General features: G+C 64.1%; 20 protein-coding genes and 1 riboswitch. Of the genes, 7 read left to right on the forward strand and 13 right to left on the reverse strand.

Annotation, left to right across the window (positions count from 1 at the left end):
• Positions 1 to 75: 75 nt before the first annotated feature.
• Positions 76 to 813, reverse strand: coding sequence for a class I SAM-dependent methyltransferase (locus KFK14_RS15400; protein WP_212608259.1), 738 nt, complete (start codon positions 811 to 813; stop codon positions 76 to 78).
• Positions 786 to 1,790, reverse strand: a complete 1,005-nt coding sequence (locus KFK14_RS15405; protein ID WP_212608260.1) for a glycosyltransferase family 2 protein — start codon at positions 1,788 to 1,790, stop codon at positions 786 to 788. The genes KFK14_RS15400 and KFK14_RS15405 overlap by 28 nt, the downstream gene beginning before the upstream one ends.
• A gap of 198 nt (positions 1,791 to 1,988) precedes the next feature.
• Here KFK14_RS15405 and KFK14_RS15410 point away from each other — a divergent pair, with 198 nt between their 5' ends.
• From KFK14_RS15410 to KFK14_RS15420, 3 genes are all read left to right on the forward strand, one after another.
• A complete protein-coding gene (locus tag KFK14_RS15410) occupies positions 1,989 to 3,509 on the forward strand; it encodes a glycosyltransferase family protein (RefSeq protein ID WP_212608261.1) in 1,521 nt (506 codons plus the stop codon).
• Between the two features lies 1 nt (position 3,510).
• A complete protein-coding gene (locus KFK14_RS15415) occupies positions 3,511 to 5,028 on the forward strand; it encodes an integral membrane-like protein (protein WP_212608262.1) in 1,518 nt (505 codons plus the stop codon).
• A 103-nt stretch (positions 5,029 to 5,131) separates the two neighbouring features.
• A complete protein-coding gene (locus tag KFK14_RS15420) occupies positions 5,132 to 6,658 on the forward strand; it encodes a TadA family conjugal transfer-associated ATPase (RefSeq protein WP_212608263.1) in 1,527 nt (508 codons plus the stop codon).
• Positions 6,659 to 7,180: 522 nt separating this feature from the next.
• Here the strand turns inward: KFK14_RS15420 and KFK14_RS15425 are convergent.
• Complete coding sequence (locus KFK14_RS15425; RefSeq protein ID WP_212608264.1) at positions 7,181 to 7,684, reverse strand: hypothetical protein; 504 nt, start codon at positions 7,682 to 7,684, stop codon at positions 7,181 to 7,183.
• Positions 7,685 to 8,396: 712 nt separating this feature from the next.
• Entirely contained in the window at positions 8,397 to 8,585 is a 189-nt protein-coding gene (locus tag KFK14_RS15430; protein WP_070155370.1) for a hypothetical protein, read from the reverse strand.
• Between the two features lie 53 nt (positions 8,586 to 8,638).
• On the opposite strand from KFK14_RS15430, the gene KFK14_RS15435 reads away from it, so the two are divergent.
• From KFK14_RS15435 to KFK14_RS15450, 4 genes are all read left to right on the forward strand, one after another.
• Positions 8,639 to 9,454: a class I SAM-dependent methyltransferase gene (locus KFK14_RS15435; RefSeq protein WP_212608265.1), complete on the forward strand. Its 816-nt coding sequence runs from the start codon at positions 8,639 to 8,641 to the stop codon at positions 9,452 to 9,454.
• A 71-nt stretch (positions 9,455 to 9,525) separates the two neighbouring features.
• Entirely contained in the window at positions 9,526 to 10,467 is a 942-nt protein-coding gene (locus KFK14_RS15440) for a DMT family transporter (protein ID WP_246524657.1), read from the forward strand.
• A 118-nt stretch (positions 10,468 to 10,585) separates the two neighbouring features.
• Positions 10,586 to 10,789, forward strand: coding sequence for a hypothetical protein (locus KFK14_RS15445; protein WP_212608266.1), 204 nt, complete (start codon positions 10,586 to 10,588; stop codon positions 10,787 to 10,789).
• A 106-nt stretch (positions 10,790 to 10,895) separates the two neighbouring features.
• Positions 10,896 to 11,312 (forward strand): Rap1a/Tai family immunity protein, encoded by a 417-nt coding sequence (locus KFK14_RS15450; RefSeq protein WP_212608267.1) that lies wholly within the window; start codon positions 10,896 to 10,898, stop codon positions 11,310 to 11,312.
• A 48-nt stretch (positions 11,313 to 11,360) separates the two neighbouring features.
• On the opposite strand, the gene KFK14_RS15455 is transcribed toward KFK14_RS15450, so the two are convergent.
• The 9 genes from KFK14_RS15455 to ftsA all read right to left on the reverse strand — a co-directional run bounded on the left by KFK14_RS15455 (position 11,361) and on the right by ftsA (position 22,756).
• Positions 11,361 to 12,017 carry a DUF938 domain-containing protein gene (locus KFK14_RS15455; RefSeq protein WP_425516624.1) on the reverse strand — a complete coding sequence of 219 codons (657 nt, stop codon included), beginning with the start codon at positions 12,015 to 12,017 and terminating at the stop codon, positions 11,361 to 11,363.
• Complete coding sequence (gene gcvPB, locus KFK14_RS15460; protein ID WP_212608268.1) at positions 12,014 to 13,588, reverse strand: aminomethyl-transferring glycine dehydrogenase subunit GcvPB; 1,575 nt, start codon at positions 13,586 to 13,588, stop codon at positions 12,014 to 12,016. Before gcvPB ends, KFK14_RS15455 begins: the two co-directional genes overlap by 4 nt.
• Positions 13,585 to 14,943, reverse strand: a complete 1,359-nt coding sequence (gene gcvPA / locus KFK14_RS15465; protein ID WP_070155358.1) for an aminomethyl-transferring glycine dehydrogenase subunit GcvPA — start codon at positions 14,941 to 14,943, stop codon at positions 13,585 to 13,587. Before gcvPA ends, gcvPB begins: the two co-directional genes overlap by 4 nt.
• A 45-nt stretch (positions 14,944 to 14,988) precedes the next feature.
• Positions 14,989 to 15,360, reverse strand: a complete 372-nt coding sequence (gene gcvH / locus KFK14_RS15470; protein WP_070155355.1) for a glycine cleavage system protein GcvH — start codon at positions 15,358 to 15,360, stop codon at positions 14,989 to 14,991.
• Between the two features lie 13 nt (positions 15,361 to 15,373).
• Positions 15,374 to 16,507, reverse strand: coding sequence for a glycine cleavage system aminomethyltransferase GcvT (gene gcvT / locus KFK14_RS15475; protein ID WP_212611177.1), 1,134 nt, complete (start codon positions 16,505 to 16,507; stop codon positions 15,374 to 15,376).
• Positions 16,508 to 16,691: 184 nt separating this feature from the next.
• Positions 16,692 to 16,790: riboswitch (glycine riboswitch) on the reverse strand.
• Positions 16,791 to 16,845: 55 nt separating this feature from the next.
• On the reverse strand, positions 16,846 to 18,015 hold the full coding sequence (locus KFK14_RS15480; RefSeq protein WP_212608269.1) for a deoxyguanosinetriphosphate triphosphohydrolase: 1,170 nt from the start codon (positions 18,013 to 18,015) through the stop codon (positions 16,846 to 16,848).
• Between the two features lie 58 nt (positions 18,016 to 18,073).
• Positions 18,074 to 19,861 carry an SPOR domain-containing protein gene (locus tag KFK14_RS15485; protein WP_246524658.1) on the reverse strand — a complete coding sequence of 596 codons (1,788 nt, stop codon included), beginning with the start codon at positions 19,859 to 19,861 and terminating at the stop codon, positions 18,074 to 18,076.
• A 67-nt stretch (positions 19,862 to 19,928) separates the two neighbouring features.
• The gene (gene ftsZ / locus KFK14_RS15490) at positions 19,929 to 21,371 is read right to left on the reverse strand and encodes a cell division protein FtsZ (protein WP_212608270.1); all 1,443 of its coding nucleotides are present in this window, start codon (positions 21,369 to 21,371) and stop codon (positions 19,929 to 19,931) included.
• Between the two features lie 122 nt (positions 21,372 to 21,493).
• A complete protein-coding gene (gene ftsA / locus KFK14_RS15495) occupies positions 21,494 to 22,756 on the reverse strand; it encodes a cell division protein FtsA (RefSeq protein ID WP_212608271.1) in 1,263 nt (420 codons plus the stop codon).

Raw genomic sequence — 22,756 nt, forward strand, 5'->3', positions numbered from 1 at the left:
CTGAGCCGCAGGCGAAGTCACCTCACTGCGTTCAGTAGAAGGCTTCGACTTCGCTCAGCCCGAACGGAAATAAACCTATCTGGAAAGCACCGCGTACAGCGACAGCCCCACCGGAAACGGTACCTTGCCCAGCACATGCCGCTCCGCCGCGAAGATCGACTGAAGCAGCCCGTTCACCATCGGCGAGGGCCGCGCGTCCAGCGCCGTCTTGGATTTCAGCACCTGGTGTGCGATCCGCTGCACCACCGCCACCGGGAACAGCAGGCTGTTGAAATAGCCCGCCGCCTGCACGGTCAACCCCGCCTGCTCCGCCACCGCGCAGAACCCCGCGCGCGTATAGCGCCGCTTGTGATGATGCAGCTCGTCATGCTCGGACCACAGCCATGGCGCGGCGGGCACTGTCACCAGCAACCGCCCGTCATCGTTCAGCCGCCCGCCAAGCGCGGAGAGCGACGCCGCATCCTCGTCCACATGCTCCAGCACGTCGAGCAGCGCGATCATGTCATAGCGCGTATCGCCAAAGCCGATGCCATCCGGCAGCGCGCCCGCCGCGATCGTCCCGATGCCCAGCGCATCCGCCTGCGCCTGCGCCAGTCCCCGCGCCTCGCCATCATATTCGAACGCATCCAGCGTTCCATGACCCGCCAGCAGCGCCAGATTGCCGCCAGTGCCGCATCCCGCCTCCAGCACCCGCGCGCCGTCCTTCAGCGGCACATGGCTGCGGATCAATTCATCGATGATCATGCGCCGGGCGACGAACCACCAATGGTCCGCCTCCTGCGCACTCATGCTCGCATACGCGGATCGATCCATTCTATCTCTCTCTCGTCGTCCGGGGCCTGACCGATCTCACGGTCGACCACATAGATGGGCCTGCTTCTCACCTCATGGGCCACGCGGCCCAGATATTCCCCCATGATGCCAAGGCTCAGCAGGTTGAGCCCGCCCAGCATCAGCGTCACCACCATGATCGATGCGTAACCAGGCGTACTGTTACCGGTGAAGATCGTCAGCCCGACCAGGAAGAAGGCATAGGCGAAGGCGCACATGGCGATGGCGCCGCCAATATAGGACCAGATGCGCAGCGGCATCGTGGTCGAGGAGGTTATCCCGTCAATCGCCAGCGCCCACAGCTTGCGCAGCCGCCACTTTGTCTGGCCAGCACCACGCGTCGCCCGCTCATAATCGACCGTCGCCACGCGAAAGCCTATCCAGGAGAACAGCCCCTTGGTGAAGCGCGACTGCTCGCCCAATTGCTTGATGACGTCCACCGCCTGCCGGTCCAGCAAGCGGAAGTCGCCGACATTTTCGGGGATCGGGAAATCGGATAGCCGGTTGATGACGCGGTAGAAGGCATGGGCGCTCCACCGCTTGAACCACCCATCGCTCGACCGGTCGGCGCGCCGCGCGTTGACGACCTGCGCGCCCGCCAGCCACTCCTTCACCAGCGCGACAATGACTTCGGGCGGGTCTTGCAGATCCACATCGATGGGGATTACCGCATCGCCGGTCGCATGATCGATACCGGCGGCCAGCGCCGCCTCCTTCCCGAAATTGCGCGACAGCGAGACATGGCGGACATCGGGATTGAGGCGCGCCAGCACGGCAAGGATATCCCCCGTCCGGTCGGTGCTGCCATCGTCGACGAACAGATATTCTGCCCGTGCGCCCGGTCCCATCAGGGCCAGAGCCTCTGCCACTGCGGGCCGCGCATGGTCGAGGAACAGGGAGATCGACTCCTGTTCGTTGAACACGGGAATCACGATCGACAGCGATGTGCGTTCCGGCATGATGCGGCGTACCTTGGGTCCTTGACCGGGAAAGGTCCCGGATGAAGGGTAATCTATCGGTCAGAATGGTTAACAGCCGGTAAAAGGCGGAGGGGTTCCGGCCGCGCCAGCGACCCGAAATTTACGGTCCATTCACCATTTTCGTACATGAACCGGCTCCTGTTCGCAGATTTACCGGGGCTGGGGAAAAACAGGCGCATGAACCGCGGGGTGATTCCTCAATACGGGCCTCAACACTGGCCTCATTACGGCCTGCTGACCCTTTTCGCGCTTGTCGTGATGCTGCCCAGCTTCCTCTACGGTCCCGGCGCGACCCATTCCGTCAGCTTCAACTATATCTGGACCAGCCAGTTCGGCGCGGCGATGCAGCAGGGCGATCTCTACCCCCGCTGGCTGCCGGACAGTTTCGAAGGCCTGGGCAGCCCCGCCTTCTTCTTCTATCCCCCGCTCGCCTATTGGCTGACGGGCGGCCTCGATGCGCTTGGCCTGTCCACGCTTCAGGCGATCAATATGGGCGCGTTCCTGCTTCTAGCCGCGTCCGGCGTCACCATGCATATGTGGCTGACGCACCGGGGGACGCACCCGCTGGTGGGGTCGCTCATCTATATGCTGCTCCCCTATCATCAGCTCGATTTCTGGGTGCGCGGCGCGCTGGCGGAGTTCGCCGCCTTCGTCTGGATTCCTCTGATCGCCCTCGCCATTGACCGCCTGCCGCACCGGCGGGGCGTGTTACTGCTTGCGCTCTCCTATGCCGGACTGCTCATCACCCACCTGCCCACGGCGATGCTGGCGGGCTTTTTCCTGATCACGCCGTTTGTCGCCGTGCGGGCCTGGCCGGATCGTGCCATCCTGCTCTCCGCCGCCTCGGCAGGCGCGCTCGCCATCGCGCTCGCCGGTTTCTACCTCGTTCCTGCCCTGACGCTGCAGGACGCCATTTCGTCCCAGATGCTCTGGACTCCCGGCTATCAGCCCGCCGCCTGGACAATCTGGACGCTCAGCCCCGGCCTGATGCCTTGCATCGCGCTGGCGCTGGCGGCTCTCGCCTGGCCAACCCGCTCGGTCTGGGCGGTGATCGTGGTCGCGGGCGGCATGGCGGCGCTTAACCTCATCCCCTTCCTCTGGGACATCCCGCCGCTCGGCCGCGCGCAATTCCCGTGGCGACTGCTTAGCATCGTGGAGTTTGCGGCGGTGACGGCGCTCATGAGCTATTATCCCAGCATCGTCCGCGCCGGGATCGCGGCGGCGCTGCTGATCCCCCCCTATATCTACGTCACCGGCGTCGCGATCGCCAATATGGACCGGCCGGTCGACTATGCGAAAATGGCGCGGCAGATGCCCGATGCGGCCGAATATCTGCCCGCAGGGTTCGACCGCGCGCTGATCGGCGAGGGGCGCATCGCCAATCTCAGCCAATATCGCGACTTGCCCAAAGGGCCTGAGATCGAAGTGAAACAGGCGGGCAGCGTATCGCTGCATCGCGCCGCCTTCCCCATCTGGCGCGTGACGCGCGATGGGCGGGAGGTGCCCTCCACCGGCCCCGTCATTACCTTTGCCGCGCAGCCTGGCCTCTATCGCGTGGAGCGCGTCATGATCTGGCAGGAAGCCGCCGGCGCACTCTGCACCCTCGCCGCCGCGCTGCTAGCCCTGCTCGCCGGTCTTGGCCGTCTGCCGGGACTGCCCGCCCGCCGCCGCCACCCTCTGACGCCGGCGACGGCCTGACATGAACCGCCTGCGCTCCGTCCATCCCTATATCGTCCTGGCGCTGGCCGCCGTGGCGGCGATGCTGCCCAGCTTCCTGTTCGGGCCGGGGGAAACGCACTCGGCCAGCTATAATTTCGTCTGGATCCGCCAGTTTGGCGAGGCGATGGCGCAAGGCGATCTCTATCCCCGCTGGCTCCCCGGCAGTTTCGAAGGTCTGGGAAGCCCCGCTTTCTATTTCTACCCGCCCCTTGTCTACTGGATTGCGGGCGGCATCGACGCGCTGGGCGCGACAACGCTCCAGGCGATCAATATCACGGGACTGACGCTGATTTTCCTGTCCGGCGTCACGATGCATATCTGGCTGGCCGCACGGGGCACGCGGCCGCTGACCGGCGCGCTGCTCTATATGGTTCTCCCCTATCATCTCCTGGATTTCTACACCCGCGGCGCGCTGGCGGAGCTGGGGGCGTTCATCTCGCTGCCGCTGATCGCGCTGGGCATTTCCCGCCTGCCGGAACGGCGCGGCATAGTCCTGCTCGCCCTGTCCTATGGCGGCCTCAGCATCACCCATCTGCCCGTCGCCATGCTGACCGGCCTGTTCCTGATCGCGCCGCTCGTCGCCCATCGCTACTGGCAGGACCGGACGATCCTGTGGCCTGCGGTGATCGCGGGCGCGCTCGCCATCGGCCTCGCGGCCTTCTACCTGCTCCCCGCGCTCACGCTTCAGGATCGGATTTCCTCCGCCCTGCTCTGGGGCGGCCGCTACCGGCCCTCCACCTGGACGGTCGGGACCATGTATTTCGCGATCGTGCCCTGCATCGCGCTCGCAACCGCTGTGCTGTCCTTCGCCACGCGGTCGATCTGGACCGGCATAACGCTCCTGGCCTGCATCGCCGGGCTGAACCTCATCCCCTATCTCTGGGACATGCCGCCGCTGGACAAGGCCCAGTTCCCCTGGCGGCTGATGTGCATCGCCGAATTTGCCGCGATCACCTCGCTCATGGCCGGGCGGGCGAACATATGGATCGCCGGGATCGGCGCGGCCCTGCTGATGCCGCCCTATATCTATGCGGGCGCGCAGGCGGGCGTCTACATGACCCGCGACGTCGACTATGCGCAGATGGCCCGGTCCATGCCGGACGCCGTTGAATATCTCCCCGCCGGCTTTCCCATGTCCGCCGTGATGGAAAAGGACAGGTTGGCCGACCTCACCCCCTATCGCACGCTGCCTAGGGCGATGGAAATGGACGTGCAACAGGCGGGGCCTGCATCCTTCCGGCGCTTCGCCTTCCCGATCTGGCGCGTGACGCGGGACGGGCATGAGGTCGCCTCGACCGGTCCCCTCATCAGCTTTCAGGCGCAGCCCGGCCATTACCGGCTGGAGCGCGTGCGCATCTGGCAGGAGAGTGCAGGCGCAATCGTCAGCCTGCTCGCCATGGCCGCCCTGGCGCTCCTCGCCTTCGGGCGCCGCCCCGGCTCCGCCGCGCTGCCCCGTTCGCGCATGCCTTTGTCAGCATCCTTGCGACGAACCGCCTGACTATGAGGCGCTGCATTATCCTTTTGTCAAAGTTTCCGTCTTATTCACCTTTTTCAGCCATATCTTGTTGGCACCTAGAGCCCGAACATATCGGCGGAGACCTATGAGCGCTTTCGGACGGAAAAACGGACCCAGCGGTATTCGACCCGCTTTTGGCGTCGCACGGCCCATGCAGGGACCGGCGGGCAGCCGTGAGGTGGAAGCGCGCGGTGGCGAACAGTTCCCGCCGATCGAGCCGGAGGCCCTTCCCGCCGCAGCGGACCCGCTGTCCGCGCCGACCGCGGCGATGCAGCGCAATGCCGATGCGATGGCGCGCCTTACCGATCGCGCCAACACCGACCATACCGCCTCCAGCGCGCCTGAAGGCTTTGAGGCGTCGGTCCACAAGATCAAGGAGCAGGTGCTCCCCCGCCTTCTGGAGCGAGTCGACCCGGAAGCCGCGGCCACGCTGACCAAGGATGAGCTGGCGGAGGAATTTCGCCCGATCATCATGGAAGTGCTGGCGGAGCTGAAACTCACCCTCAACCGCCGCGAACAGTTCGCGCTGGAAAAGGTGCTGGTCGACGAGCTTCTCGGTCTCGGTCCGCTTGAGGAGCTGATCAACGATCCGGACATCTCCGATATCATGGTCAACGGCCCGGAACAGACCTACATCGAAAAGAAGGGCAAGCTGCAGATCGCGCCGATCCAGTTCCGGGACGAGGAGCATCTGTTCCAGATCGCCCAGCGGATCGTGAACAAGGTCGGCCGCCGCGTCGACCAGACGACGCCGCTTGCCGACGCCCGCCTGCCCGACGGCTCTCGTGTGAACGTCATCGTGCCGCCGCTCTCGCTGCGCGGCACCGCCATCTCCATCCGTAAATTCTCCGCCAAGCCGATCACCATCGACATGCTGGCGGGATGGGGCGCGATGAGCCCGAAGATGGCGACCGCGCTGAAGATCGCCGGCGCCTGCCGCATGAACATCGTCATCTCCGGCGGTACGGGTTCGGGCAAGACCACGATGCTCAACGCCCTGTCGAAGATGATCGATCCGGGCGAGCGCGTGCTGACCATTGAGGACGCGGCCGAACTCCGCCTGCAGCAGCCGCACTGGCTGCCGCTCGAAACCCGTCCGGCGAACCTGGAAGGGCAAGGCGCGATCACCATCGGCGATCTTGTCAAGAACGCCCTGCGTATGCGCCCTGACCGCATCATCCTGGGCGAAATTCGTGGCGCGGAGTGTTTCGACCTTCTGGCGGCGATGAACACGGGCCATGACGGCTCCATGTGTACGCTTCACTCCAACTCCCCGCGCGAATGTCTGGGCCGTATGGAAAACATGATCCTGATGGGCGACATCAAGATCCCCAAGGAAGCCATTTCCAAGCAGATCGCCGACTCGGTCGACCTGATCGTTCAGGTGAAGCGCCTGCGCGACGGTTCGCGCCGCGTGACCAACATTACCGAGGTCATCGGCATGGAAGGCGACGTCATCGTCACCCAGGAACTGTTCAAGTTCGAATATCTGGAGGAAGATGCCGACGGCAAGATCATCGGCGAATATCGCGCGATGGGCCTGCGCCCCTACACGCTGGACAAGGCGCGGCAGTACGGCTTCGACCAGCCATTCCTTGAGGCGTGCCTGTAAGGGCACGTCCCGGACCGCCATTCCCCGTCATAGCGACGGAGTTGGTGGTTAGCCTAATTTCGCCATCCCGGACTTGATCCGGGATCGATAAGCCTCAATCGATGCGTGAATGCTCTGCAGCAGAGCCAATGGATGCCGGGTCAAGCCCGGCATGACGATAAGGGTGGATAGCTGCCATTGCTCACCGCAATACACTGCCGTCATCCCGGACGTGATCCGGGGATCCATGAGCGTACGTGCTTGTGCATTCACGCCAGGGCGGAGCCAATAGATCCCGCATCACGTGCGGGATGACGAAGGGGTGGAATGCGGAAAAGCATTACGCGCCGCCCCAACGCTCGTCATTCCCGCGCAGGCGGGAACCCATCTCCCCTTCTTACGCCTTGCATGCCCAAGGCCCGTGGGTCCCCGCCTGCGCGGGGATGACGGCGCGGGGATGACGAAAAGGGTGGTTAAGGGAACGGCCGCAATTGGTTGCGAACGATGAAAATCGGTCGTTCGATAGGATAAACTGCCACTCCGCTACGATTGCCGAATTCGAGCCTGGACCTGCCCTAGCCAATTCTCAAAAACGTCTTCATCGACCGTCAGAAGTTCCGGGACTAGGGTGCTAGTGCGCTTGCTGCCGAGGATCCCCGCCTTTTTTGGCTCGTGGTGCAGCACCACAATTGGAACCTTGTGCCTTGTGCCGATCTCTTTCCGCTCGATCGAATGAATTTCGTTCCACTTCAGCGCTATGGGATGTCCGGCAGTGCGCAGTCGAACGCCAACCTCGTTGCTCTCGGCAACCACATAGCCCGAAGCAATTGGAAGAACGAGCTTGAGCGCTAAGTAGATCAGAATAGCTGTAGCGATTAAGAAAAAAGCCGTCATGCCATTATGGCCCAACAAGCCATACATAAGCGAATAACGTCCCCCGTGATGCGGCACCGGAACATGCAATCCGAACCAGCCACAAGCTACAGCAGCGGTTGCAGTGATTCCTGCAGCCCAAATCATGCGGGCGGGGCGATATCTCAGGATCATACACGCTCTCTATTGTGCGGAAGCGTCACCATGTGATCACACTGGTTAAATTCAGATGATGTTAGACAAGGCTGCATGCGCGGCGGCTTTCGGGTCGGCAAATATCCGGTTTGGACGACCGGAAGTGGTCGAAAGATGGCACTGTTATTCGTCATCCCGGCGAAAGCCGGGACCCATCCCGCCTTCGGCAGGCAGACGGCAAGGGGGAGATATGGGTCCCGGCTTTCGCCGGGATGACGGCCAATAGCAGAGTGGGACTTTGCACTTTTGGTCGAAACCGGCTGCATATTTCAGCCTGCCATGTCGAACCGCCGTAGCGACGCCTAATCCCTGTCCTACACGCCGGGAGCCATGCTCTACTTCTCCACATGGAACAGTATCCCGCGCTTGCCGCGCAAGCCGCCATGTCAATGATCCGGTCAATAGCAGGATGCGACCCAAGCGAGACTTGCCTGAGACCTACATGCGACTCTGGTGAGACGCAGATGAGACTCAAGTGCGACGTGGATGAGACGCATGTGAGACGCACATGCGACGCACATGGGACTCAGATGAGACCTGCATGCGACGCAAGTGAGACGTACATGAGACCAACATGCGACTTTTGCGCGACCTACATGCGACTTCCGGGCGAAAACCGCTCACAACCCGCAACTTCCGCAAATTCGGCCGATTATCGCCCATATTTCGGCGGCAACCTCAGCCCGGCCGCCTACCGCGCCAGCAACGCCAGCGCGAACAGGAACATCGCGCCCGCCGTGCCGATCAGCGACAGCGCCGGCCAGGGCATGAACCCCACCTTGTCCGGGTCATGCCGGGCCAGTCTGCGCCGGTCCGCCACATGCGCCAGCGCAGCAAGGCCGACGGCCGCCGCGCCAAGAATGGCAAAGGTCGCTTGCATCGGCTGGGACCATTCTCCACACTCCCCCCGCCAACCGAGAGGAGCCTCCCCCTATGCGTATCCCCCATGCGCTTGCAAGCGCCGCCGCATTGACGGCTATTGTCGCCATCCCCCTGTCCGGCGCCTTTGCGAAGAAGGAAGCGGCCGCGTCCAGCCCGATTGCCGCCGCAGCCGCCGCGCCGAGCCGCACGCCCGCCAACACCGCCCGCGACAAATATCGCCATCCTGTTGAAACGCTGACCTTTTTCGGCGTGAAACCGGGCCAGACGGTCGTCGAATATTCCCCCGGCGGCGGCGGCTGGTACACGGAAATCCTCGCTCCGCTGCTGAAGGACAAGGGCACGCTCTATGAGGCCCAGGCCAGCGGCAGGGGCTTCGACACGCTGAAGGCGAAGATGGACGCTGACGCCGCGACCTATGGCAAGGTCAAGCTGATCCCCTGGCCCGACACCACGGGCAGCATTCCGGCGGGCAGCGTGGACACGCTCCTGACCTTCCGCAATGTCCACAATATGGTGATGAACGGCACGGCGGACGCGACGTTCAAGGCTTTTTACGGCCTGTTGAAGCCCGGCGGCACGCTGGGCATCGTCGACCATCGCCTGCCCGAAGATCGCGATTCCGCGCTGGAAAAGAGCAGCGGTTATCTCAAGGTCTCGACGATCAAGGCGTTGGCGGCGGGCGCGGGCTTCACCTTCGTCGAAGCGTCGGAGATCAACGCCAATCCGAAGGACTCGGCCGACTGGGCGAAGGGCGTATGGACCCTGCCCCCGACGCTCACGACCGGAGAAGCCGATCCCGACCGCGCGAAATATCTCGCCATTGGCGAAAGCGACCGGATGACGCTGAAGTTCGTGAAGCCGAAATAAGGCTTTCCGGCGCGGCCATTGGTTGCGCACAGCGCCGATCGGTCTAAAGCGGCGGCATGGAAATGCCGTCCATGACATCGGAAACCATGCCCGCTCCTCCCGCGCCGCCCGTGCGGGAGGAGCGCCCGTTTTTCGCCATCGGCCTGCGTCTGGCGGCGATGTTTTCCATTTCCATCATGTTCGCGCTGGTGAAGCTGCTCGACACCCGCGGAGTCCACCTCGCCGAATCCCTGTTCTACCGGCAGGCGCTTGCCCTGCCCTTCGTATTCGGCTGGATCATGTTCGCGGAGGGCGCAGGCGCTATCCGCACCCGGCGGATCGGCACGCATTTCAGCCGCATGGCGCTCGGCCTGATCGGCATGGCGCTGAACTTCAGCTCCTATATCCTGCTGCCCCTGACGGAAGCGACCACGATCGGCTTCACCATGCCGATCTTCGGCACGATCCTCTCCGCCCTGCTGCTGCGCGAGATGACCGGCATTCACCGCTGGAGCGCTGTGATCCTGGGTTTTGTCGGCGTGCTCATCATGGTGCGGCCGGACGCCGGCCATTTCCCGCTCATGGGCGTCGCCGTGGCGCTCAGCGCTGCGATCGTGACCGCCGTGATCGCTATCCTGCTGCGGGAACTCGGCCGGACGGAGGGCGCCGCCGTCACGGTTTTCTGGTTCACCCTGCTTTCCATGCCGCCTCTCAGCATAGGGATGCTTTTCTTCGCCCAGCCCCATGATGGCGTGACATGGATGTTGCTGGCTCTGATGGGCATGTTCGGCGGGATTTCGCAGCTTTTCCTGACCGGCGCGCTACGATGGGCGCCGGTCTCGGTCGTGCTGCCGATGGATTATAGCGCAATATTGTGGGCGACGGCTTTCGGCTGGCTGATCTGGAACCAGTGGCCCCTGCCCACCACTTTCATGGGCGGCGCGCTGATCATTGCGAGCGGCCTCTACATCGCATGGCGCGAGCATGTCCGCACAAAGCGGATCAGGGAAGCCGCGGACGCCTCATCTGTCTGAGGCTCCATGCACCGGCGCTGTTACACTTTCTGACAATTGCCGACGCCAATCGGCACATCTCTGCGACAGACAATCCCTATTCCGCTCTTCATCGGAACATGAACGGGATGAGTCAGGCATGAAATATCTTTTCTACACCCTCGCCGCGCTGGGCGTCACGACAGCGCTGGTCGTCGTCAACGCCGCCGGGGCGAATGCCGGAAAGCCCGCCGCCGTCCGCACAATCTCGGTCACGGCCGACGGGAAGCCTATCCTCCTGAAACGCATGGTCGTCACCGCGACCGCGCTCCCGGACGCGCGCCCCGACGCACCTAAGCCCTGAACGCGCCGGACAGCCGCTTCCCCTCGTTCAAGCCTGACGGACGGCAATCATTGACGCGCGCGCCGCTTGTCCCAATTGTCGCTGGCGCAGGCTGGAAGGATTCGGGATGACGTTGCGGACATGGGGCTATCTTGGCGGCGCGGCCGCATTCGGGCTTTTCGCGACAGCCGCCAGCGCCGGTTTCTACAGCGGCAACGACCTTTACGAGATCTGCACGGTGGAGCGCGAGAGCAAGACCTATGTCGAAAAGACCTATGAATGCGTCGCTTATGTCACTGGCGCCGTCGATGCGTTCAACACCACGCGAGAGGCCAATAATCTCAAGAGCTGCATCCCGCCGGACGTGACGATCAGCCAGCTCAAGGATGTCACGGTCAAATATCTGGGCAACAACCCCATCGACCGCGCCAAATCCGCCTCCTCCCAGGTCTTCGCCGCAACGCGCAAGGCCTGGCCGTGCAGCGAAAGCGCGGGCAAGCCAACGACCAAGGCTAAGAGCGCCGTTAAGAAAAAGAGGAAATAATCCGGCAGGCTCCTGAGGAGCTGCCAATCTCTAAACCAATAAAATCCGTCATTTGCGCCGGAACATGACCGACAGATTATTTGCGGGCATGTCCACAACCGTCACGCACGCCAGCCCGGCCTCTGTCGCAATCCCAATCACTGCATCCAGATCGCGAAGTCCCCACGCCGGATCGCGCTCCCGCAATGACTGGTCGAAATCCATATTGCTCGGCGCTGTCGGCACGCCGGTTCTGATAAAGGGGCCATAGAGATACAGAACCCCTCCGGGCGGCAAGACAGCGCCTGCGCCTCGCATCAACCCGGCGGTCGCAGCCCAGGGGCTTATATGAATCATGTTGATGCAAAGCACGGCGTCCGCGCGATCCACTTGCCAAATTCCGGTAGAAGCATCGATCTTGAGGGGCGACCGCAGATTCGACAGCCCCGCCTCCCCGCTCCACGCCGCAATGGAGGCAAGCGCAGCCGGGTCAGGATCGCTCGGCTGCCAGTCCAATGCCGGGAAAGCGCGGGCGAAATGCACCGCATGCTCGCCGCTGCCGCTGGCGACTTCCAGCACCAGGCCGCGATCGGGCAATATCGCCCGCAACACCTCGACAATGGCGTCCCGGTTACGCAGCGTCGCGGGCGCGTAGCGCTTGTCCGCTTCGCTCCCGGCCCCTGTTTCCGCCATAGCCGGCACCCAGGGGCCAGATGCCTCGCTCACTCCGCTGCTTCCGCCAGAGCCTCCTCGATCCACACCAGCACCGGCTTGCGCGCCGCCAGCGTCTCGTCCAGCCGCCGCCGGGGCGCATGATAGGGCGCGCCCTTCAATGCCTCGTCGCCTGCCTTGGCCCGTTCGGCCAGCGAGCGCAGCGCCATGATGAACTGGTCCAGCGCCGCCTTGCTCTCCGTCTCGGTCGGCTCGATCAGCATCGCGCCATGCACCACCAGCGGGAAATACATGGTCATCGGGTGGAAGCCTTCGTCGATCAGGCCCTTGGCGATGTCGAGCGTGGTGAAGCCCTCGGCCAGTCCCTTGTCGCTGAACAGCGCCTCATGCATGCACGGCCCGCTGCCACCGAACGGCGCATCCAGCACGCCGTCCAGGCTGCGCAGGATATAATTGGCGTTCAGCACCGCATCGCCCGACACCTGCCGCAGCCCATCCGCGCCATGGCTCAGGATATAGGTCAGCGCGCGGGTGAACATGCCCATCTGCCCGTGGAAGGCGACCATGCGGCCGAAGCTGCCCGCATGATGTTCGCCCGCCGTCTCCTCCTCGACCAGCGCGAAGCTGCCGTCCGGCAGTTTCTCGACGAACGGCAAGGGCGCATAGGGCGCCAGCGCCTCGGACAGCACGACCGGACCGGAGCCGGGACCGCCGCCGCCATGCGGGGTGGAGAAGGTCTTGTGCAGGTTGATGTGCATGGCGTCGACGCCCAGGTCGCCGGGCCGCACCCGGCCGACAATGGCGTTGAAGTTCGCGCCATCGCAATAGACCAACGCGCCCGCCGCATGCACGGCGTCCGAAATCGCCTTCATGTCGCGCTCGAACAGGCCGCATGTGTTAGGATTGGTGATCATCACCGCCGCCACATCCGGTCCCAGCCGCGCCTTCAGCGCCGCCAGATCGACGCGCCCGTCCGGCGTTGCCGGAATATCCTCGACCTTGTAGCCGCAGAAGGCCGCCGTTGCCGGGTTCGTCCCATGCGCGCTTTCCGGCACCAGGATCACCGACCGCGCATCGCCCCGCGCCTCCAGAGCCGCACGGATCGCCAGCAGGCCGCACAGTTCGCCATGCGCGCCGGCCTTCGGGCTCATCGCCACCGCCGCCATGCCGGTCAGCGTCTTAAGCCATTCGGCCAGTTCATGGATCACCGCCAGCGCGCCCTGCACCGTCGCCACCGGGGCGAGCGGATGGATGTCCGCGAAGCCCGGCATCCGCGCCACCTTCTCGTTCAGGCGCGGATTATGCTTCATCGTGCAGGAGCCGAGCGGGAACAGGCCAAGATCGATGGCGTAATTCTGCCGCGAGAGGCGCGTATAGTGCCGCACTGTCTCCTGCTCGGACAGGCCCGGTAGGCCAATGGACCGCTTGCGCTCCAGCCCGCCAAGGCGCGACGCTGGCTTGTCGACCGGGGTGAAGTCGACGCCCGTCGTCTCCGTCGACCCGATCTCGAAGATCAGCGGCTCCTCCAGCATCAGCGCCCGGTTGCGGGTCGCCGTGGCGGGATCGGGATGTTCCTTGTTCACATGCGCCGGCGCGGTCGGGCGGCCTTCCTTCAACATGGTCATGCCAGCACCTCCTTCAGCGCATCGGCCAGCGCCCGGATATCCTCGCTGGTCGTCATCTCCGTCACCGCGACGATCAGGCCATTGGCCAGTTCCGGCGCGTCTGGCATCAACCGCCCAAGCGACACGCCGCCCAATATGCCGCGCTCCGCCAAGGTGCGCGCCACTTCCCGCGCATCCTTGCTCAGGACCAGCGTGAACTCGTTAAAAAAGCTCTCATTGAGGAGCCTGACCCCCGGCACCGCCGACAATATGTCCGCCGCCTCGCATGCCCTGGCGTGGTTGATCTCCGCCAGTTCGCGCAGCCCCGCCTCGCCCAGCAAGGTCATGTGGATGGAGAAGGCCAGCGCACACAGGCCGCTATTGGTGCAGATGTTCGATGTCGCCTTCTCGCGGCGGATATGCTGCTCACGGGTCGAAAGCGTCAGCACGAACCCGCGCTGGCCCGCGGCATCGACCGTCTCCCCGCACAGCCGTCCCGGCATTTGCCGCACATATTTGCTCTTGCAGGCGAACAGGCCAAGATACGGACCGCCAAATTGCAGGCCGACGCCGATCGACTGTCCTTCGCCCACAACGATATCCGCGCCCATCTCTCCGGGCGATTTCAAAGCGCCCAACGCAACCGGTTCGGTAACCACCACAATCAGCAGTGCTCCGGCTTCATGCGCTTTCTCAGCAATGCTCGATAAATCACTGATCCGGCCCAATATGTCGGGGTACTGCACCACCACACAACTCGTATCGCGGTCAATCTCGCGCAAAAGCTCTACACCGTCGCTTTCCCCGTCGCATTCGGGCGTGCGATAGACCAGATCATCGCCGGTGAATTTGGCCATCGTTCTGGCGACCGAGACGTAATGCGGGTGCAGTCCGTTCGACAGCAGCGCCTTGCCCCGCTTGGTGATCCGCCGCGCCATGCCGATCGCTTCCCAGCACGCCGTCGACCCGTCATACATTGACGCATTGGCGACATCGCACCCGAACAGCCGCGCCACCTGCGTCTGAAATTCGAACAGAACCTGTAGCGTCCCTTGCGCGATTTCCGGCTGATAGGGCGTGTAGGCCGTCAGGAACTCGCCGCGCTGGATCAGATGATCGACACTCGCCGGCACATGGTGCCGGTACGCCCCGGCCCCCAGGAAGAAGGGCGCATCCCCGGCCGACAGATTCTGCCGCGCCAGCTTCCCCATATGCCGTTCGACCGCCAGTTCGCTGGCATGGTCTGGCAGGCCGGCAATCTTGGCGGACAGCCGCGCCTCGGCAGGGACATCGACGAACAGGTCGTCAATGGAGGACGCGCCGACCACATCGAGCATCGCGCTCCGGTCAATATCGGTCAGGGGAAGGTAACGCATTCATGGATCTCCCTCCTCCCTGTTCAGGGAGGGGCTTTTCTTAAATCACAAACCGGCGACGAATGCCTTGTAGGCTTTCTCGTTCATCAGTCCCTCAAGCTCGGAGGCGTCGGTGATGCGCAGCTTGAAGAACCAGCCATCCTCCTCCGGGTCGCTGTTCACCAGGGCAGGCTCATCCTCCAGAGCGCCGTTCGACTCGACAACCTCGCCGGAGATAGGCGCATAGACGTCCGAAGCGGCCTTGACGGACTCGACGACGGCGGCATCGTCGCCCTTCTCAAAGGTAGCGCCCTCGGCAGGCAACTCGACGAACACGATGTCGCCAAGCTGCTCCTGCGCATAATCCGTAATCCCGACGGTGGCGATCTCGCCCTCTACGTCGATCCATTCATGTTCGTCGGTGAAGTAGCGGCTCATGAGATACTCCCTGTTAAATCTTTTGACGATGATAGCGGTGGGGAACGAACGGCATCGGCGCGACCGTGGCCGCAAGGCGCTTGCCCCGCACCTCGATCTCCAGCGCGGTGCCGATAGCGGCATGCCCGGCATCAACCCAGCCCATGGCGATCGGCGCGCCGACCGTGGGCGCGAATCCGCCTGATGTCACCTTGCCGGCCGGCTTGCCGCCCGCCAGGATCACGGCGCCCTCACGCGCAGGCAACCGTCCTTCTATCGCCAGGCCGACCCGGCGCGAGGGCGCGCCCTCGGCAAGCTCCCGCACGATGCGCGCATGCCCGAAGAAGCCGCCAGCCTCCCGGCGCTTCTTGGGAACGGCGAAACCCAGGTCAGCGCCAATCGGCCCGGCCTGCGTATCGATGTCATGGCCATAAAGCGGCAGACCGGCCTCCAGCCGCAGCGAATCCCGCGCGCCAAGGCCGATCGGCTTCACCGCGTCCAGCGCGCAAAGCGCGTCCGCGAACCGCACCGCGGCATCGCCCGGCAGGCTGATCTCGAACCCGTCCTCGCCCGTATAGCCCGACCGGCTGACCCACAGGTCGACGCCATCCCAGCTAAAGGGGCCGCACTGCATGAAAAACAGATCGGCCGTGCCGGGGATCAGGCTCGCCAATGCAGCGCCAGCTTCCGGCCCCTGCAGCGCCAGTAGCGCCTGATCATCCATATGGTTCATGGTGATTTCATCGGGCAGATGCTCGATGATCCAGCCGATATCGTCATATTTTGTGGCACCGTTGACGACCATATAGATGTCGTCCGGCCGCCTGCTGACCATCAGGTCGTCCAGAATCCCGCCATCCTCATCCAGCAGCAGCGAATAACGCTGGCGGAAGGTTTTCAGGCCGGTGATGTCTCCGGGGAGCAGGGCTTCGAGGGCCGCATCCGCGCCCTCTCCGGTGAAGCTGAGCTGGCCCATATGGCTGACATCGAACAGCCCCGCATGTTCGCGGGTCCACGCATGTTCGGCCATGATGCCTTCATATTGGATGGGCATTTCATAGCCTGCGAAACCGACCATCCGCCCGCCCTGCGCGCGATGCCAGGCATCGAGCGGCAGCTTGCCCAACGGAATCTCCGCTTCAAACTCTGCTACATCGTCTGTGGATATGCTCAAGGATCTGGCCTTCCGGTAACAAGGGGACGTCAAGCGACGGCACGTGGACACTCACCGCCCCTTTCGCGCCATCACCCCCTCTGTCACGGAAACCTGAGAGCTTTGACCGGTGGAACATTCCACACAGCTTACCCCTTCGGTGGGGCGGTCTTGCGGCCGCCCGCTTTCCAGAGTGCCTGCCCATGACGCGGTCCTTCGGGCCTGAGAGATTCCGGGGCGGTTGCTCCTTCGGCGGCAGCAAGGCCGAAACCCCGCTACGCTCTCCCGCGTCATGACCGGATCGAATCCTCGAACCGGAGACTCTTGCTGCATCGCGCAAAGACTTCGCGGCGTCAATCCACCGTGTCGGCGATCGCCCTGCCGAAAATCTCCTCATGCCGCTTCTGCGCGAAACGGTCGGTCATCCCGGCGATGTAATCGGCGATATGGCGGCTGCGCGCCGGTTCCGCCACGCTGCACTGACCGGACCAGTTTTCGGTCATCAGGCCGGGGTCGGAGCGGTAGGCGGCAAACAGATCGCTGACTATGCGCCGGGCTTTTTCCGCCGCGGCAAGCTGTTCGGGATGATGATAGAGCGTCGCATACATGAAGCGCTTCAACACGCGCTCATCCTCGGCGAGGCCGGGCGAGAATCCCGACAATGCCTTACCCGCGCTGCGCACATCGGCCACGTCCCGCACGCCCGCGTCCGTTATCGCCTTGCGCGTGGTTTCTATGACGTCATTGACCATCCCGCCAATCTGGTCCCGCACCAGTTCCCGGAGCAGCCGTTCGGGTGCCACGCCGGGATGACGCGCCTGGACCCGGTCCCAGCACGCCGCAACCATCGGGACTTCCAATATCTGGTCGAGCGTCAGCAATCCCGCCCGCAACCCGTCATCGATATCATGATTGTCATAGGCGATATCGTCGGAGATCGCCGCCACCTGCGCCTCCAGGCTGGGCCAGTGGCCGAGTTCCAGCGGGAACAGCGCATCCAGTTCCCGCATCGCCCATCCCGGATTGTCGACCGGTCCATTATGCTTGGCCAGCCCCTCCAGCATATCCCATGTCAGGTTCAGCCCCGGCCAACGCGGATAGGGCGATTCCAGCAGCATCAGCACGCGCAGCGTATGGGCATTATGGTCGAACCCGCCCTGCCCCTCCATCGCGGCTTCCAATGCATCCTCTCCGGCATGTCCGAAAGGCGGATGACCAATGTCATGGGCCAGGCACAGCGCCTCGGTCAGATCCTCGTTAAGCCCAAGCGCCCGCGCGATGGTGCGCCCGATCTGCGCCACCTCCAGGCTATGGGTCAGGCGGACGCGATAATGGTCGCCATCCGGCGCGACAAAGACCTGGGTCTTGTGCCGCAACCTTCGGAAGGCGATCGAATGGATGATCCGGTCCCTGTCACGCTGAAAGGCATCCCGTGGCCCCCGCGTTTCGCCGCCCGGTTCGGCATGCAAACGCCCACGCGTCCGTTCCGGCTGACAGGCATAAGGCGCAAGGGTCTGACTCATGCCCGCGCCCTAGCCGAGTTGACCGGATGCGTCGAGCGGGCCGGCCATTGCGCGCCTGTCAGTTGGCCAGCTTGTCCACGGCCTCGCCCGCGTCGCTGCGCCAGGCGAACGCATCCGCGCCCGCTTTTTTCAGCCGCTCCTCATATTCCTTCGCCTTGTCGAAACTGCCGAACGGCCCGACGATCAGCCGGTTGGTCTGTCCCCATGATGCCGTCCAGGCGTCCTTCGCGGCCAGCGACTCATATTTCTTGCGCAGCCCCTTCATCGTAAAGGCGAGTGCGGACAGATTGCGCCCCGTGCCGACCTGCACCCAGTTGCGGGAAGGGTTCTTGGCCAGTCTGGCTTTTTCCGCGGCCTCCGCCTTGGCCTTTGCATCGGCGGCCGCTTTTGCCTTCGCGGTTGCGTCAGCACGCGCCTTTTCGGCCGCCACAGCTTTGGCGGTCTTGCGCTGCTGCTGGATCATTTCCAGCTCGGCAAGGTTCACCGCCTCCGCATTCGCCTGCTTTTCCGCATCGGGAACCTGCAATTCACGCATGATGTCGGCCAGCGTCCGCGCCGCAATCTGCGTCGGCGGTGCGGGTGGTGGCGATGATGCGGGCGGCGGGACCGCCGGCGCGCGACTCTCCGAAGCTGCTGTCGGAGTGGCGGATACCAGTGCGGGTTCGGGCGCGGGCGGTCCCTGGATAGGTCGCGGCGCATCGGCCGCCGCCAGTTGCTGCGCGGGCTGCGCTTGCGGGGTGGGTTGCGCTTGCGGAGCGGGGTCTGCCGCCTTTGCAACCAGCGGCGGCGCGGGATTCGGAGCCATTGGCGGCGGCGCAGGCGGAACCGGTTGCGGCTCGATCCGGGCGGATGGGGACGCGGCGGGCGTTGCAGCGGCGATCGCTGTCTTTTGCGGCTGCCTTGGCGCTGTCGCAGCAGTCCGCGCTGCGGCCTCGGCGGCCTTCCGCGCTTCCTGTTGCTTGCGCTTTTCCGCCTTGCGCGCGGCGCGCTGATCCGCGGCAGTCTCCGCCACCGGCTTCTGCGGCGCGACAGGCTGGACGACCGGCTGCTGCGGCTGCACCGCCGCCATCCTGACTTCCGAGGGGAAATTGCCGAACTGCACGGCCGCCGCGCGCTGCGCCGGGGTCAATGCCTGCATCCTGTCCAGATAGGGCTGAATCGCCACGGCAAGCCTGGCGGGCATTGTCCTGCCCGCAATATCCCGCGCCTCGTCGCGCCTGCCGTTCATCGCCAATATGAAGGCCCGGTCCCGCCATGCGCCGCGGTCGCCCTTATAGAGCAAGGGCTTCAAGACCTTCTCCGATGCATCGAGTTGACCGGATATGCCGAGCGACACGGCGTAGCGGCGGATCAATTCCGCATCCTCCGGCGCGGCCCGCAAGGCCGCCTGATAGTCCTTCTGCGCGCCCGCCGTATCCCCCGTCAGATCGCGCGCAAGGCCGCGATCCGAAAGAAACCCCGTATCGGGAAAGCCCAGACGGGATGCTTCGCCAAAGAGTTTCAGCGCTTCGCCAGGATTCTGCATGTCGAGCATGGCATGGCCAAGCCCTGCCTTGATCCGCCCGTTATTCGGGCTGATTTCATTGGCGCGCGCAAGGAAGCCCGTCGCCGCGCGCGCATCATCCAGCGCCAGCGCCGCTTCGCCAGCGCCGATCAGCGCCGTGACATCGCGCGGATTTTCCGCCAGCCGCGCAAGATGGCCGTTCAATGTATTGACGTCCTGCGGGCGCTGCAGATCCAGTTGCGACACCGTCTGGTCCTGCGCGACGGCGCGGTGAGGCTGGCCTGCCCCAAGGCTGGCGAAGAGGAGAGCGGCGGCGAGAGTCGCGTGTCTGAAAGCAATCACGCAGCCGCTCTAGCAAGCGGCTGCGTGAATGGGAAATGTATCGCGATCGTCGATGCGACGAAACGCCCTACTGGTTGTTCTGGCGGTTTAGGAAGCGGGGAATATCCAGTCCGCCCTTATTCTCGTCCGCCTCATCATCGGCCGTCTTGCCGATGCCGCGCGACAGGCCAGACATGCGCTCGAACAGCGTTCCGCCAGCAACCGCGACACGCGGGGCGGCGGGAGCCGGACGCTCCGGTTCCGCCGGAGCGGGTTCCGCGCTTTCCGCGCCCAGGATCAACTCATCCTCCTGGTCATCGAAGTCCGAAATCACTGGAACAGGACGCGGCGGAGCAAAGGGCGCTGGCGGCGCGGGCGGTTCAGGCGCGGCCTGTACGGTTTCGGGTTCGGCTTTCGCTTCCGGCTCCTCTGCTGTTTCCGCAACCGGCGGCTCCAGCGTTACCGGCTCAGCGGCGGGCGCTGGCGCCGGAGCGGCTGGCGTCACCACCGTCGGACGATTGGCGAAGGTGAACGGCTGGCTGGCCGGGGCGGCCTTCGCCGAGGCTTCATTGTCGATGCCGGTGGCGACCACGGAAACGCGGATCTTGCCATTCAGATCGTCGTTGAACGCCGAGCCCCAGATGATGTTCGCATCGGGGTCCACCAGCTCACGGATATGGTTGGCGGCCTCGTCGACTTCCATCAGGCGCATGTCCTCGCCGCCGGTGATCGACACGATGACGCCCTTGGCCCCGCGCATCGACACGCCGTCGAGCAGCGGATTGGCGATCGCCTTTTCGGCGGCCTGCAGTGCGCGGCCATCGCCTTCCGCCTCACCCGTACCCATCATCGCCTTGCCCATCTCGCTCATCACGGAGCGGACGTCAGCAAAGTCCAGGTTGATGAGGCCCGGCATGACCATCAGGTCGGTGATGCCGCGAACGCCCTGCTGCAGCACCTCGTCGGCCATCTGGAAGGCTTCTTTGAAGGTGGTGTTCGGGTTCGCGATCAGGAACAGGTTCTGGTTCGGAATGACGATCAGCGTATCGACATGCTTCTGCAGCTCCTCAATGCCCGCTTCTGCGGAGCGGGCGCGGCGGGAGCCTTCGAAGGTGAACGGCTTGGTCACGACGCCAACGGTCAGGATGCCCTTCTCCCGCGCCGCCTTGGCAATAACCGGAGCAGCGCCTGTGCCAGTGCCGCCGCCCATGCCCGCGGCAATGAAGCACATATGCGCGCCCTGCAGCGCCTCATCGACGGTAGAGATCGTCTCCTCCGCCGCGGCGCGACCGATTTCCGGCCGCGATCCCGCGCCCAGACCCTCGGTAATGTGCGGGCCAAGCTGAATGCGCCGTTCGGCAGGCGACGCGTTCAGCGCCTGCGCATCGGTGTTGGCTACTATGAAATCGACGCCCTCCACGGCCGCGGCGATCATGTTGGCGATGGCGTTTCCACCAGCGCCCCCAACGCCGATGACCGCGATGCGCGGCTTTAGCTCATCCACATGGGGCGGGCCGATATCGATGCTCATACTTTTCGCTCCCTAAGCTTCTTTGCGGCGAAGCGGAACCGTCACAAAGGACTTCATGCACCAGTTGTTAAGGCAATTCATCACCTTTTTTAACCTTTGGCGCCCTCTCGACTTGGCAACATCTAATAATTCGCCTTCAGCGCACGCAACATGCGCTGCCACCATAGCGGAACGCCCAGCCGATGCACGGTTTGCGCGGCAGGCGCCATGCTGCGCAAGTCAACCGGATTGCTGGCGCCATACAGCGCAAGACCCACAAGGGTCGTGAACGCCGGTCCGCTATGCGCCTCCGGCAAGGCTGCAAGACCGCGCGGACGGCCGATACGCACAGCACGGCCGAGCGCCGTCTGGGCATAGTCGGCAATACCCTTCATCTCGGCCCCGCCGCCGGTCAGGACGACCTGCCGCCCGACAGGACTGTGGAAACCCATGCCCTTCAGCGACGCGTTCACCTCCGCCATGAGTTGATTGAGCCGCTCGCAGATCACACCGACTAACGCGGCGCGGGTAATGCGCCCGCTGTCGGCGCTCTCTCCGTCGCTCGCCACAGGTGCGATCTCGATCATGTCGCGAAAGTCGCGGCGCGACTGCATCGCCGAGCCATAGAAGCACTTCATACGTTCGGCCTGACTTCGCCGGATGCCGAATGCCGACGCAATGTCGTCCGTAATGTCGGCTGCGCCAATGGGAATGCTGTGCAGTCCGACGAGCATGCCACCCGCGTAAAGCGAGATATTTGTCACGCCTGCGCCAATCTCGACCAGCGCCACGCCCAGATCCCGCTCCTCCTCCGACAGGCAGGCGAAGCCGGTGGCGATGGGCGCCGCGACAATAGCGTTGACGTCCAGATAGGCGCCACGCACGCACATCTCCAGATTGGCGAGCGGCGCGCCATCGGCCAGCACCACATGGATGTCTACGCCCAGCCGGTCGGCATGCATGCCCAGGGGCCGCTTGACCCCATCCGACCCGTTGACGCTGAAACAGGTCGGCTGCGCGTGCAAAACGACACGGCCGTCAGGATCGATGCTCTGGCGTCCGGTATGCAGCAAATCGTCAATGTCGCCCTGCTCGACACGGATGCCGCCAAGCTCCCGCTCCACCGTCACCACGTCGCTCACCAGGCTTCCGCCGGAGAAGCTGACCCAGACATCCTCGATATTCATGCCGGCGACCCGCTCGGCCTGCTCGACGGTTTCCCGCACGGCCATTTCCGTGCGTTCCATGTCAACGATGAAGCCGCGCCTCACCCCCCGGCTCTCGCGTTGCCCAGTACCCAGGATGACGAGTTCGCCCGTATCGGTCTTGCCAGCGATAAGCGCGGAGACCTTCCACGATCCGATATCGACCGCAGTGATGACTTTCTCGACCTTGGGCGGCGGCAT

Source organism: Sphingobium phenoxybenzoativorans (assembly GCF_018286635.1).
Classification (GTDB): Bacteria; Pseudomonadota; Alphaproteobacteria; order Sphingomonadales; family Sphingomonadaceae; genus Sphingobium; species Sphingobium phenoxybenzoativorans.